Source organism: Paenibacillus piri (genome assembly GCF_004354045.1).
Lineage (GTDB): Bacteria > Bacillota > Bacilli > Paenibacillales > NBRC-103111 > Paenibacillus_S > Paenibacillus_S piri.
Genome location: NZ_SMRT01000008.1, coordinates 285,198 through 298,570, shown reverse-complemented (window position 1 = coordinate 298,570; position 13,373 = coordinate 285,198). Strand labels below are relative to the sequence as shown.

The following is a 13,373-nucleotide window of genomic DNA, read 5'->3' as shown; positions in this document are numbered from 1 at the left end:
ATCGATTATTTCTGATAAAATAGGGGTATTGCCTGACATCACAGAAGACGGAGGATCGCAACTTGTCCATCAAGGTGAAGCTTACCCTTTGCATATCCATGCTGGTTGCGCTTATATTGAAGCTCAATATTTACATCTGCTATTTCACCATCCAGAACGGAGCTCGTAGTCGGGAACGGCTCGGCGAGCCGTTCTTTACCAATAAGGAGCACGGTAACGGTCTCGGCCTGATGGTATCCCAACAAATCATCAACAACCATAAAGGCAGCCTCGTAATTCGCAGCAAGCCTGGCGAAGGCATATGTCTGGAAATCGAGCTTCCGGCGGCGGATGAAACGATGCAAATCCCACCGCAATCAACATCATAAATGATTAGCCCGAGCAATCATTAGTCCCGCAAATAAAGGGGAGCGCTCAACGGATGCGATTATTCGAAATCGTCTCTTTTCGAAAAAAGCCGTCCGATTGGACGACCCTAATGGAATAATATTCAAATACTTCCGTGGCATGGCCTCTCCGGAAAGGAGATGATGCCATGGATACTTTTCAAATGATTATGTCATTTCCAGCGTTCGAAACCTTTATTCTGGCGTACCATCGGTACAGACGTAATCGAGGCCAAAAGGCGGCCCAGGCAGACGAGTTCCATGTTTATGTGTCCGATTGGGATTACATTCCTTAATCAGACTTTTTAGTCGAAATCGTATCTTTGCTCCTTGAACGGGTCGCCGTACATGTGATAACCGTTGCGCTCCCAGAAGCCCGGCTTATCGCGCTCCATGAACTCGACGCCGCGGATCCATTTGGCGCTCTTCCAGAAATACAGATGCGGCACGACCATCCGCACCGGGTAGCCGTGGTCGGGCGTCAGCAGTTGGCCGTTGTGCCTGATCCCGAAAAAGGAAGTATCCCGCAAAAAATCGTCCAACGGCAAATTGGTTGTCCAGCCGTGCTCGGCATGCAGCATAACGTAACGGGCCTCCGGCTTCAGCTTCACCCGCTTCATCACCTCTTGTACGGAAATGCCTTCCCATACATTGTCCAGCTTTGACCAAGTCGTCACACAGTGAATATCGTTATTGAATTCCTGCCGCGGCAAAGCCATAAAATCTTTATGGCTGATCGTAATCTCCTGTTCGACCAGCCCGAACAGCCGGAAATCCCATTTGCTCATATCGTTGTAATAAGGCACCGATCCGTAGTGCAGGACCGGAAACCCTTCCGTCACGGTCTGTCCCGGCGGAACCCTGTCGTTCGCTGCGGTCTGCGTTTGTTTCCCGTCGCTCATGTCCTTTTCCCTCCAAACATTTATAAATTCAACAGCTCATGGCGCCCGCTGCATTTATTATATCCCGCCGCCGGCTGTATTCACCATACATTCATAAGTCTGCGGGTACTGCACCTCGACGCTAGTTCCGACATCTATGGCGCTTGTGATCGTGAGCTTGCCCTATGTTGGCATGCGAAAATAATTCAGGAAGTCAGCCGGTCGGCAAGCTCATGGACAGCCAGCACGCGATCGGCTCGCACCGAGCAGCTTTCCGGATGATCCAAACTATGCAAGAAATGCTCGATAATGCCGGTGAAGCCTCTGCGGTATAAAATACTGTCCCAGCTCCCGAAGCCGCATGTTTGCGGCAAGGCGGCGTTGTCATAAAGCGTAGCGGATTCCATATTGACGACTTCGGCCGAGCGTCCCGAGCCGTGCAGCTCGAGCTTCTCCAGATCGGCGCCGGCCCGTCTCGCCATGCTGAACTGCCCGTATGCATCGACGCCCTCCCGCAAGCCCTTAAAGATCAGACTGCCCGCGGCCGTCAGCAGTCTGCCGCTTTCATCCGTCCGTTCGGCATACTGCTGAACGTCGTACTCCTGTCCCCCCAGCCAGAGCAGCAAATCGAGCATATGGATCAAATCATCGTGAACCGTATGTCTCGCGCTGTGCTTCTGCAGCTTGGTCCTGTGCTTGGAGGCGACGCACAGCTCGAGCCCGCCGGACGTCTCCAGCCAAGCCTTGGCCTTCACATATAAGGGCGCGAACCGGCGGTTAAATCCGACCGCAAGCAGCACTCCTTGCTCCAACGCGTACTGCGCCATGGCAGCCGACTCGCCAAGATTGTAAGAGAGCGGCTTGTCGACATAAACCGCAACCCCCTGCTTCAAACATTCCATCACAAGCTCGTAATGGGTCTCCGTCGAACTGTGTATAAACACGGCTTCCGGTTTAACGCTCAGCAAAGCTTCCAGCGAATCGAAGCGACCGCCGATCCGGTATTGATCCGCCACGCGTTGGACGGTCGCGGCTGTCCGGCTCAAAACTCCGACCAGCTCTACCTGCTGATCCGCGGCCAGCAATGGCACGTATACCTTTTGCGCGATGTCGCCCAGCCCAATGATGGCGATTCTTTTTTTCATCCGTCGGCCCTCCTCGGCGTTATGACAATATTTTACGAAGGCTTAACCTTTACAGCCCTTTAATATCATGTCTCCGTTATGATAAAATAGGACTGTTGCACAGTATCACCATTTTGCTATCCATCTGGGGGACCGCTATCATGTCGAAAAAACAATCATGGTTGTTGATCATGTATACCTTCGTATTCCTGGCATTAATCGGCGTCGCCATCTGGCTGCAATCCGAGCTTTATTTATACGCGGCAAGCGCGCTTCCCATTCTGATTGTGATGGCGCTGCCGGACATTCGACAGCACCAATATATTCGCGGCAGCAAGGACCTGAAGGCCGTCCGAATTCACAAGCAGTCCGACGGGGAAAGCCCGCTGGTGATTATGTCCTTTCCTCCGGGCTTCGTGCGCTGGAACTGCAAGAAACTGTTTTTTCATTTAAACGATATCCAAGCGAACACGGGCTTTACCGAAAAACCTTCGGAGCAGCAGGCTTCGCTGTCGGTTCTCGGCTTCGACCTCTCGGTGCATCCGAGCAAAACCGGCTGGATCGGAATCGATCTCGACCAGCTGGCTCTGCGGACTGCCAATCTTTCGTATACAACGGATGAAATCACCCGTTTCGTCATCCCGGTGCAGGACTTGGAAGAAGCCGCTATCCAAATGATGTCGTCCAAAACGCATTCCATGGGAAAAAGCAAAAGCAAGAGCATCTCGGCATAGCGCGCGGCAAGGAGGCGGAAAGCGAAAGCCTTATTCCGTCTCCTCCGTCCGGCACAGCCAATGGGCCAACGTTCGGACCATCGCGCCGGTGCCTCCCTTCGGTTCCGTTCCGCGTTCGTTCCACAGCCAAGCCGTCCCGCCGGTATCCAGATGGAGCCATGGCGTTTCCCCGGCAAAATAACCGATAAACAGTCCGCCTGTAATGCTGCCCGCCCAACGATCGCGCGAGGTGGCATTTTTAATGTCCGCCACATCGCTTGCAAGCATATCGTGATACTCGGGATAATTCGGAAATGGCCATACCTTTTCCCCGGCCCGCTTGGCCGCGTCCACCACTTCCCGCTGCAGCGCCTCGTCGTTCGCAACGGCTCCCGTCGCCACATCCGCGAAGCTGACCAGCACCGCGCCGGTTAACGTCGCGACATCGACGATCCGCTCCGCTCCGAGCTGCTTCGCGTAGCATACCCCGTCTCCCAGCACGACCCGGCCTTCGGCGTCGGTATTTATAATTTCAACGGTATGCCCGCTCATCATCCGGATGACATCGCCCGGCTTAAACGCCGTCCCCGATGGCATATTCTCGGCCGTCGGTATGACCACGATTAGATTGATCCGCGGCTTCAGACGCCCGATGGCATGCAGCAAGCCTAACAGCACCGCCGCGCCGCCCATATCGCTGATCATCTCTTCCATGCCATCGGGCTTTTTCAACGAGATGCCTCCGGTATCGAAGGTAATGCCTTTGCCGACCAGACCGGTCACGTTATCCCAAGCATCCGTTCCCTGGTAACGGATGCTGATCATGCGCGGCGGGTTGGCGCTGCCTTTGCCGACGGCATGGAGGCCGCCCATGCCGTGCGACACAATGGCCGCCTCATCGAGCACCGTGCAGGCCATGCCGTAACGGGCGGCAACCCTGGCGGCCTCCCGGGCCAGCGTGTCCGGCACCAGCATGTTGCCGGGCACGTTCGTCAGGTCGCGCGCATACTGCGTCGCGACCGCAAACGCCCGCGCAGCCTCAAGCGGCTGCGCCAAAGCCGCGGCGATGCTGCCGCCGCCCGGCGCCGCGAACTCCGCCCGATCTGCGATCAGGGCGATTTCGCGCAGCGCGGGCTGCGGCGGCCGGGCCGCCGCGGCATAGCTCGGCATGCGGCAGCCGCCGAGCAAGAGCCCTTCCGCGAGCGCGTGAACACGCTCGCGAACCGGCACAGCCGCCGCGTCAGCGGCTGTGCCCGTGACGGCGCCGGCGGCGCCGTCCGCGACGCGCGGCAGCGGCAGCGCGAGCCGCGCCAGGCCGCGCGCGAGCGCAGCGCGGGCCGCGTAGACGCCGGCATCGCGCCAGGCGTCCGCGCCGGCCGCCGCGCGGCCGAGGCCGCTCAGCAGGAGCGAGCGGCAAGGAAGCAGGCCTAGCGTCGGCAGCGCCTCCGCTTGCCCGAGCAACGCCGCGAACTGTCCGCGTTCGCGCATCGCCGAAACCTCGGCTGCCAACGTCTCGGGCAGCCAATGCCGCAAGCGCGCGGCGTCGTCCAGCTCCGCCTGCGTCAGCAGCAGCACCAGCGCGTCGGCACCGACGCCGCGCAGCACGGCATCCGCGGCCTCGCCTTCCCGCCGCTGTACAATATGTAAACGAATATCGTTATCGTCTTGAACTATCGGCTGCATATCCATTTCCACCGGCCTCCATTTCATATGCCTGACGGAGACGAATTTGCCCTTCTCCGTTCAAGCATCAGTTATAGTACGAAGCCGCCTCCATGATCACCTTGCGCATCGGCAGATGATACGGGCACTGCTGCTCGCAAAGCGGCTTCTCCTTACAGGGCTCGTAATCGGCACAGGACAAAATGCTTTCCTTGGACTTCTGATAAAAACCGTCGCCCTTCGGCAGCAGCCCGAATACGTTGCGGACTTGACTGGAAATCATGACGTCCGGAATTTTAATTTCAAGCGGACAAGAGCAATAATTGCAGCGGCGGCAGTTGTGGCTGCCGAGCTCGAGCGCCAGCTGTTCCAGCTCCTGCCGTTCCTCCGCTCCGACCTCCTGCTCCATCGCGGCAATATTTTGTTTCACCTCGTCAACGCTGACCATCCCCGAAATAATGACATTCACATCCTGGCTGTAAGGATAGCGGATCGCCTTCTCGACCGGTTGAATAAATCCGCCTGACAGCGGCTTCATCGCCACTTTGCCCATTCCCATTTTCGTCAACGTCGGAATCAGCTCCTGCAGGGCGAACGGCTGGGCCAGATTCAAATGAAACAGCACCTGATCGAACTGTCCCTTGGCGATCCATTTCGCCAGCAGCTCGGGCCGATGCCCGGTAATCCCGATAAACCGCACCTTGCCCGCTTCCTTCATCTCCAACGCCGCTTTATACGCGCCTTCGGCGTCCATCGCCGCCTGAAATTCGCTCACATAGTTCACATAGTGAATTTGCAGCAAATCGATAACATCGGTTTTCATCCGGACGAGGCTGCGCTCGATCTCTTCCTTGGCGGATGCATAATCCCGCTTATTCGTCTTGGTCGCCAGAAAGTAGTCCGAACGGCGGTGCGAAATCGTCTCCCCGATAATTTCTTCGCTGTTGCGGTAGCCTGCCGCAGTATCCACATAATTGATGCCGTGATCCAACGCATAGTTCAGCGCATCCCCCGCTTGCTGCAAAGGAACGCCCGGCAAGTTCATCGCTCCGAATCCAAGCGACGATACATGGTGACCTGTTTGACCGAATAATGTATACCTCACGGTTTATTCTCCCCTATCCCATGATAATGAAACTTCAGCATGTTCACCGCTGCAAAAATTCGACATTCTCCCCGATTTCTTGAGTTATTCAATTAACAATTTTATCACAATAACGCGTCGCCGTCATGAAACTCTGTAAAAACTTCAACAAATAAAGACACAGCATCCTCACGGGCTGCTGTGTCGAAAACTTGCCTAAGCGAAAACCGGGACATCTTATCGTCGGTCGTTTCGGTTGTCGCTGTCTTTTTTCGGATCGGAATCCTTCTTGGAATCGGATTTCGAATCCGATTTCGAATCGGTTTCTTTCTTCGTGTCGGTGTCCTTCTTATCGTCCTTCGCGTTGTCGTCTTTCTTCGGATCGTTTTTCTTATCCTGCTCTTTTTTTACATCATCGGATTTTTTGGGATCGTCATTTTTTTTCGGATCGTCATTCTTTTTTGTGTCATCCGGCTTCTTGGGATCATCATTTTTTGAAGAATCATCGCCACGCTTCCCATTATCCGGCTTTTTTCCGTCATCCGTTTTTTTTTCATCCGATTTGTTGTCGTCGCTCTTTTTATTGTCCTGTTTCTTATCTTCCTCTACTCGCCTGGGATTGTCTGTCTGCTTCGGGTCATCCTTTTTGCCGCTGTCTTTTTTGGGATCGTCCTTTTTCGCGTCCTCATTCTTGCCGCCGTTTTTTTTATCGTCTTCCTTGTCGTTCTTGCGGTCATCTTTGCCGTTGTCCGCAGGACGCACTGCGCCAGGATTTTGCGTTCCTGGCTTGGTGTTCCCCGTTTGAGCGGGGGGCTTGGCGGTATTCGGTTTGGACGTATTCGGGGAGCCGCCGTTCTTTTTATCGTCTTTGCGGTCGTCCTGATTATCGTCCTTATTGCTATCCTTGCCGTTGTTCGTTTTATTCTGGTTGGAGTTGGGGGTGCTGTTGCTGCCGCTCCCCGGTTTTTTCGGGTCGTTTTTACCGTTATTGTTTGTATTTTTCCCGGTATCCTTCGTCTCCCGCTCCTTTTTCTTTTCGTTCAGCTTTTTATCCAGCTCGCCCGACTTTTCTTCCTCAATCAGCTTTCGAATCGCTTCCTTCGTCGGTACTTTCTCGGGCTGGATGATCGCCGCTTTGTTGTCGACATTGTTCTTAATGATCGTATGAATGGATTCTTTCTTTAAATCATCGACCGAAACATCGACCCCATTGCTTTTAGCATTCAAATATACGGAATATTTGCCCATCGATACGCCGCTTTTGCTGGCTTCCTCCCGCACTTCCTGCGGTGCCGCAAACGCTTCAACCTGGTAGCTGTTGACCTGCTCCGGATGAGTCTGCTTAATGTGATTGGTTACCTGCTCGCGCAGCTTCTCCGCAATTTTCGCATCGTCTACCGTGCTGCCGACGTGGACGACGGAGCTTGCAATCACAATGTCCGCCTCACCTTTGGCGAGCGACTTCTGTTCAGCCTTGTCCAAGAGGGAAGCCGTTACGTTCTCCAATGATTTTCCTTTGAATTCTACCGCTTGGATCAGCTCGGATCCATCATCATTTAATCCGCGAAGCTCGAGCACCTGCTCCTTTTCATCAATCCCCATCTCAATCGAAGGATTAATGTCGAGTGAAACATAGGCAACGACTTCGGAGCTGCCAATTTTGCCCGCAAAGCTGGCGAATACTACGAGGCAGAACACGACCGCCGCTACAAGAGCGGAACGGCCGGCTACAGACGGATTAGCCCAGTTGACGCCCGTTTCGGCATAGATGATTTCCTCGCCCACTTCGCACGAACGATTCTTTCTGGAAATCTTGTCGAACTTGCCATCCCGGCGCATCACTATGATGCTCTTATCCGTCATCTCCATGACGATGCCTTTGTTCATATGCTTCCCTCCTCCCCTTTTAATTACATATCCTGTTTTATATGAAGATAGTCCCGAAGGTACGGATATGGCCCGTTATAGATTAAAGCTACGGCAATAATAAATTTACGGTTTCGCTCCAATGTTTTTCTGGACACCTCCACCAAATCTAAAAGCTCTTTAATCGGCAGCATCCGCTTCGTCAACATAATCCGCATCAGTTCGGTGTTTTCCGACAGCTGCTTGCCTATAACAAATAAAGCTTGCCTGGAGTCGTCGTGCTTCGGGGACGCGTCCACCAAATCCGCAAACTGAATGCCAAAATCAGACAAGCACCGATTTAAATCAATAATTTCTCCCTGCCGCTCCTCCATTCCTTTTTGCTTCTCATACTGCTCGATAGCTTGATGAATTTCCACCGGATTGACAATATTGTCCTCGTCGTCCTCCACGTCAAAGAGACTGTAAGGCATCTGTTGAGAGAAACGCTGTTCTTTGCGGACATAGTCAATTAAGCGACGCCGCATGACTTGCTCGGCAAAGCCGAGAAACGACCGACCCGCTTCCTGTGAAAATTGATTAATCGCCTCGTTAAAAGCGCCTAATGCAATGCTGAATTCATCATCCTTGGCAGGATCTATATATCTCTTGCAAAAACGGCTTGTCACCTTGGCTACATACGGCTGGTAATCGGTTATAAACTGATTGCGCAGCCTTACGTCGCCTTCTTGAATTTGCATAACAAGTTGTTCAGGTGGCAGTGAGTCCGTTGTTTCCGATGGTTGCGACTGACGTTTTCCGAGAAACTTCTTAAATAAAACGAGCAGCAATCGTTCCACCTCACACTATAGTTTTTCGCTGTGACCGCGATGATTACGGGGGTCGTTCAAGCCCTCCGGATACACATTATTTGCTTTATTGCAAGTTTTGCCGGGTCACGCTCTTGGATTGGTCTCGGGGAAGCTATGCGGCATCTCCTCCCGACAGCAAAACAACGTCCCTGAATAAGAGACGTTGTCAAGTCCGATTATGTTAAGCCGCGGGACGTCTTTTTGTTCTTTAGCTTGTTTCTGCGCCGGCTCAGGATGTTCAGCCTCTTCTTCAGCTGCTCCTCCCATTCGGCATCGTTCCACGTCTTAGCCACCATCAGCAGATCGAGCGACATGTCGATCTGGCTGCGAACGACCTCCAACGGGTCCTCATTATCATGGTTGACACAGTTCTCATATAATTCCGCTTGACTGCGGGTATCTACATATTCCTGAAAGTCGACTTCCGAAGCTCCGTCTCCGTGGGCATATTCAGCTAAAATTTCATATTCGCTTTCGACCAAATGGTGCACCTCGACTCGATGGCATACGGGACAAAACAGCAAAGGCACGTTATGGATCTGGGTTCGGATGTGCTTTAAAGTTCCTTGAGTTCCGATCATACTGGCGCCGCAGCAAAAACTCATAGAATCACGCCTCCTTAAATCTCCAACAAAGCGATTCATAATGTATTCTACTCGAATGGCTAAAATCCTCTTTTTTTGTCGAAACGAACGTATAGTTAAATGTTGCCTGCCGGTTATTTTACATTAAGGCCGTATTTCATGCTCTATACTATATACGGCTAATTCGTCCCAATGTTGCGCTCCCCTGCATATTTCAATTTATGAAATCTATTCCGCTTTTTATGATCGATTCCAATCATCCTAAAAAGTCCGGGATTTGTTAGCGAACCGGTCGCCCGGCGCACGCACAAGCTCCCCGACAAATCGCTAAACCGCCGCATTCTATTGTTCAAGTCTTATGCATACGCTTTACTAACCGACTAAACATCCGTTGCCGTACAGCTGCCCGGCAAACGGATTTTTCATTCTCATTTTTGAAGGGAGAAGTTCTCATTGAATTACATTACTATCGGGTGCAAACAGATCGCTTATGTCAGTTATGACGATCAGACCTTGCAAATGCATATTCGTTATCATACCGGGCACAGCCAAGTATGCGACGGGATTGGCCGGGAACAGGTGCAGCAGCTCATTCAATCCGACAATCCTTACGATTGCATCATGCGGTTAATCCAGCTTTCGCGCAGTCTGGGCGTACAGCGCCAGCCCGTTACCTTCTCGCCATCCTGATCCGCCGCAGCGCGGCCGCCTGACCGGGCATCTTTTTCAACCTCCTGCCATGGTGACCTGCTTTCGGGACACGTGCATCTCCGCTTTCGGGCCGGAGATTTTTTTTATGCACAGGCAAGCGCCGGGCCGCTATCCTACTATTATTTTAAAGTAAGCATTTTCATAGGATTGACCGTTCAGGAAGAAAAAGGTACTCTAAATGGAAAAGATATAGATCAGCTCAAAGGATGTGAGTGGAGTGCCAAGACAACTCGTTATCGGAAACGGAAAATTTTTGATCAATCTGGACCGAAATACGTACATGCGGGATTTGTACTATCCTTATGTAGGGCAATTAAACCACATCGGCGGCTATCAATGCAGAGTCGGCTTGTGGGTAGACGGCGCGTTTGCCTGGTTGAACGATCCGGACTGGGAGTTCAAGCTATCCTATGTGGAGGATTCGCTTATTACCGAGGTTACGGCTGCCCATCCGCATCTGGGGATCTCTCTTCTCATCAACGACGCCGTTCATCAACGGGAAGATATTTATATTAAAAGGATTCGCATCCATAACAGCCGGGATCAGGTGCGCGAGGTTCGGCTCTTTTTCAACCAGGATCTCGTCATCAATGAGACGGAGGTCGGCGATACCGCGGCTTATTATCCTTCGAACAATACGGTGTTTCATTATAAAAAGGATAAATATTTCATGTTTAACGGCAGCACGGGCCCGGACGGCATTTATCAATATACGACCGGGATCAAGCGTTTTTATAACGCCGAAGGCACTTGGCGCGATGCGGAGGACGGACATCTGATGGGCAATGCGATCGCTCAAGGCTCCGTCGACAGCACCATCAGCTTCAGGCTGCACGTGCCGCCGAATTCGGATGAGACGATGTATTACTGGATGACCGCCGGCAAAAATCTCGAGGAGGTCAAGAAGCTCGACACCTACGTCAAAGAAAGCCATCCCGGCAAGCTGCTTAACCGGATTCAAGTGTACTGGCAGCGCTGGGTGAACAAATCGGAGCGTGACTACGGCGATTTAAGTCCCGACGTGATCCGGATGTATAAGCAGAGCCTGCTGATTGTCCGTACCCAGACGGATGTCAACGGCGCGATAATTGCCGCCAACGACTCCGACATTATGCAAAGCAACCGCGACCATTACAGCTATATGTGGCCGCGGGACGGCGCATTGATCGCCTACGCGATGTCCATGGCCGGCTATCAGGGAATGATTACGCCGTTTTTCCATTTTTGCGCCCAGGTCCTTTCGCCGGAAGGCTATTTGCATCACAAATACAATCCGGACGGTACCGTCGGCTCCAGCTGGCATCCGTATGTTCATGCCGGCAAGGAGCAGCTGCCGATTCAGGAAGACGAGACGGCCCTCGTGCTGTTCGCCTTATGGCAAGACTTTCAGAAGCATGGCGTCATCGAGCTTCCGCAGTCGCTGTATCGCAACCTGATCCGCCGCGCGGCCCGATTCATGTCCGGCTATATCGACCTCGATTTGAATTTGCCGAAGCCGAGCTACGACCTGTGGGAAGAGCGCTACGGCATCTATACGTTTACCACTTCCGCCGTGTACGGCGGGCTCGTGGCGGCCGCCAATTTCTGCAGCCTGTTCGGCGATGAAGAACGGAGCAGCCGCTACCGGCATACCGCCGAACGCATTAAAACCGGCATCCTCCATCATCTATGGGATGAGGAGGAGCAGCGGTTCGTCCGCGGTCTGTACCAGGAAAATGGCGTCTGGGTAAAGGACCGCACCTACGAGAGCAGCGTCTACGGCATCTTCGAGTTCGGCGTCCTGCCGGCCGACGATCCGCGCGTCGTCAGCACGATGGAGGCGAATCGCGATCATTTGACCATCAAAACCGACATTGGCGGTATTGCCCGCTATTACCACGACTATTACTTCCAACGGTCCAGCGATATCGAAAATGTGCCCGGCAATCCCTGGATTATTTGCACGCTATGGATGGCCGAATGGGAAATCGAATGCGCCAAAACGATACAGGCGCTCGAAAAGCCGCGCGGCACCCTTGAATGGGTCGTCAAGCACGCGATCGAAAGCGGTATACTGCCCGAGCAGCTTGATCCGTTCGACGGCGGCCCGGTTTCCGTCGCGCCGCTCACGTGGTCGCATGCCACCTATGTGCTTGCTGTTGTTAAATATATGGAGAAATACAAGCAGCTTGCGGGAAAAGCGTAATATTCCAGTACGCCCCGAGTTCGGATTATCGGCGCCGCGCAGCGGTCGTATGAACTCCGCTCAAACCTTGCACCGACTCACAGTCGGCTCGTTCCCCATAAACCAACAAGCCTTCCCGCTCGGTCCCGCGAGCAAGGAAGGCTTGTTGGTTTATGATTTATCCGATTACGACTTTATCGGGTTAAGACCCCCACCTCTAAGGTGGGCCTTGAATCAGGTGGGGTAGAGTCCCCATCTGAGATGTTCAGCAAAGCTTAACGAGTTCACTCGTGTCCGTATGTATTTTCGTACTTCCGTGCGTCCCATAGCTTGTCCGTCTCAGCCGGGTCGGTCATCTCGATCACGATCAGCCATCCGGCTCCGTACGGCGCCAAATTGATCGCGCCGGGGTCCTTTTGCAGCTTCCGGTTGATGTCGACGACTTTTCCGGAAACCGGAGCGTACATCTCCGATACGGTTTTCACCGACTCCATGCTGCCGAACGGCTCGCCGTCCTTCAACTCGTCGCCGATTTCGGGCAGCTCGACGAACACGATCTGACCAAGCTCTTCCTGGGCAAAGTCGGTGATCCCGATAACGGCGCGGCCGCCCTCGACGCGCAGCCATTCATGGTTTTCGCTATATTTCAAGCCTTCAACAATATCCATCGTCCTATCCCCCTAAAAAACAATAAAAATCCCTCTAGCCGCAGTATAACAGACCGGAGGGATTTATAAAAATGCAGTTTCTCTATTCAGAGCGCAGACCGGCTTATTTCGCGACCAGATGCTTGTCGCCTTTTTTCCAGTTCATTGGGCACAATCCGCCGGATTGCAAAGCTTCCAGTACGCGGAATGTTTCTTCTACGCTGCGGCCTACATCGTTGTGGTTGACCACTTGATATTTTAATTCGCCTTCCGGGCTGATAATGAACAAGCCGCGAAGCGCGACGCCTTCTTCTTCAATCAATACGCCATAATCGCGGGCGGCTTTTTTCGTAATGTCGGCGCCCAGCGGGAAGTTCAGCTTGCCGAGACCGTTGCTGTCTTTAGGCGTGTTAATCCATGCGCGGTGGGAGTGAATGCTGTCGACGGATACGCCAAGAACTTCCGTATTCAGCTTCTTGAACTCGTCGTAATTCTCGCTCAAAGCGGTAATTTCTGTAGGGCATACAAAGGTGAAGTCAAGCGGATAGAAGAACAAAACCAACCACTTGCCTTTATAATCGGACAAGGAAACCTTTCCAAAATCAACACCGTCTCCATTAGCGGTTTCCAATGTAAAATCCGGTGCTTGCTTAGCTACCAAACGTTCTGCCATCTGCTTATTTCCTCCTTCTGTCTAATT

At 52.9% G+C, this 13,373-nt stretch carries 13 protein-coding genes; 4 read left to right on the top strand and 9 right to left on the bottom strand.

Annotated features, from left to right (window positions below; all coding sequences use genetic code 11):
* The first annotated feature begins 62 nt into the window (after nucleotides 1–62).
* Nucleotides 63–368, top strand: coding sequence for an ATP-binding protein (locus E1757_RS18420; protein WP_246079266.1), 306 nt, complete (start codon nucleotides 63–65; stop codon nucleotides 366–368).
* A gap of 323 nt (nucleotides 369–691) precedes the next feature.
* Here E1757_RS18420 and E1757_RS18415 read toward each other — a convergent pair whose 3' ends face one another.
* Together E1757_RS18415 and E1757_RS18410 are read right to left on the bottom strand one after the other, a co-directional pair.
* The gene (locus E1757_RS18415; RefSeq protein ID WP_133230709.1) at nucleotides 692–1,288 is read right to left on the bottom strand and encodes a sulfite oxidase-like oxidoreductase; all 597 of its coding nucleotides are present in this window, start codon (nucleotides 1,286–1,288) and stop codon (nucleotides 692–694) included.
* Nucleotides 1,289–1,473: 185 nt separating this feature from the next.
* Complete coding sequence (locus E1757_RS18410; protein ID WP_133230707.1) at nucleotides 1,474–2,412, bottom strand: Gfo/Idh/MocA family protein; 939 nt, start codon at nucleotides 2,410–2,412, stop codon at nucleotides 1,474–1,476.
* Between the two features lie 140 nt (nucleotides 2,413–2,552).
* Here E1757_RS18410 and E1757_RS18405 point away from each other — a divergent pair, with 140 nt between their 5' ends.
* Nucleotides 2,553–3,125, top strand: coding sequence for a hypothetical protein (locus tag E1757_RS18405; protein WP_133230705.1), 573 nt, complete (start codon nucleotides 2,553–2,555; stop codon nucleotides 3,123–3,125).
* 30 nt (nucleotides 3,126–3,155) lie between these two features.
* Here the strand turns inward: E1757_RS18405 and E1757_RS18400 are convergent, their stop codons facing one another.
* The 5 genes from E1757_RS18400 to E1757_RS18380 form a co-directional block, all read right to left on the bottom strand.
* On the bottom strand, nucleotides 3,156–4,793 hold the full coding sequence (locus E1757_RS18400) for a leucyl aminopeptidase (RefSeq protein ID WP_246079264.1): 1,638 nt from the start codon (nucleotides 4,791–4,793) through the stop codon (nucleotides 3,156–3,158).
* A 61-nt stretch (nucleotides 4,794–4,854) separates the two neighbouring features.
* Nucleotides 4,855–5,871, bottom strand: coding sequence for an aldo/keto reductase (locus E1757_RS18395; protein ID WP_133230703.1), 1,017 nt, complete (start codon nucleotides 5,869–5,871; stop codon nucleotides 4,855–4,857).
* A gap of 216 nt (nucleotides 5,872–6,087) precedes the next feature.
* Complete coding sequence (locus tag E1757_RS18390; protein WP_133230701.1) at nucleotides 6,088–7,737, bottom strand: anti-sigma-I factor RsgI family protein; 1,650 nt, start codon at nucleotides 7,735–7,737, stop codon at nucleotides 6,088–6,090.
* 23 nt (nucleotides 7,738–7,760) lie between these two features.
* Complete coding sequence (sigI, locus tag E1757_RS18385) at nucleotides 7,761–8,546, bottom strand: RNA polymerase sigma factor SigI (protein ID WP_133230699.1); 786 nt, start codon at nucleotides 8,544–8,546, stop codon at nucleotides 7,761–7,763.
* A gap of 197 nt (nucleotides 8,547–8,743) precedes the next feature.
* Complete coding sequence (locus E1757_RS18380) at nucleotides 8,744–9,172, bottom strand: hypothetical protein (RefSeq protein ID WP_133230697.1); 429 nt, start codon at nucleotides 9,170–9,172, stop codon at nucleotides 8,744–8,746.
* A gap of 432 nt (nucleotides 9,173–9,604) precedes the next feature.
* On the opposite strand from E1757_RS18380, the gene E1757_RS18375 reads away from it, so the two are divergent.
* Both E1757_RS18375 and E1757_RS18370 read left to right on the top strand, forming a co-directional pair.
* A complete protein-coding gene (locus E1757_RS18375; RefSeq protein ID WP_133230695.1) occupies nucleotides 9,605–9,841 on the top strand; it encodes a hypothetical protein in 237 nt (78 codons plus the stop codon).
* Nucleotides 9,842–10,079: 238 nt separating this feature from the next.
* A complete protein-coding gene (locus E1757_RS18370) occupies nucleotides 10,080–12,047 on the top strand; it encodes a glycoside hydrolase family 15 protein (protein ID WP_181956662.1) in 1,968 nt (655 codons plus the stop codon).
* Between the two features lie 263 nt (nucleotides 12,048–12,310).
* Here E1757_RS18370 and gcvH read toward each other — a convergent pair whose 3' ends face one another.
* Nucleotides 12,311–12,694: a glycine cleavage system protein GcvH gene (gene gcvH, locus E1757_RS18365; protein WP_133230693.1), complete on the bottom strand. Its 384-nt coding sequence runs from the start codon at nucleotides 12,692–12,694 to the stop codon at nucleotides 12,311–12,313.
* 103 nt (nucleotides 12,695–12,797) lie between these two features.
* Nucleotides 12,798–13,346: a peroxiredoxin gene (locus E1757_RS18360; protein WP_133230691.1), complete on the bottom strand. Its 549-nt coding sequence runs from the start codon at nucleotides 13,344–13,346 to the stop codon at nucleotides 12,798–12,800.
* Nucleotides 13,347–13,373: the final 27 nt, after the last annotated feature.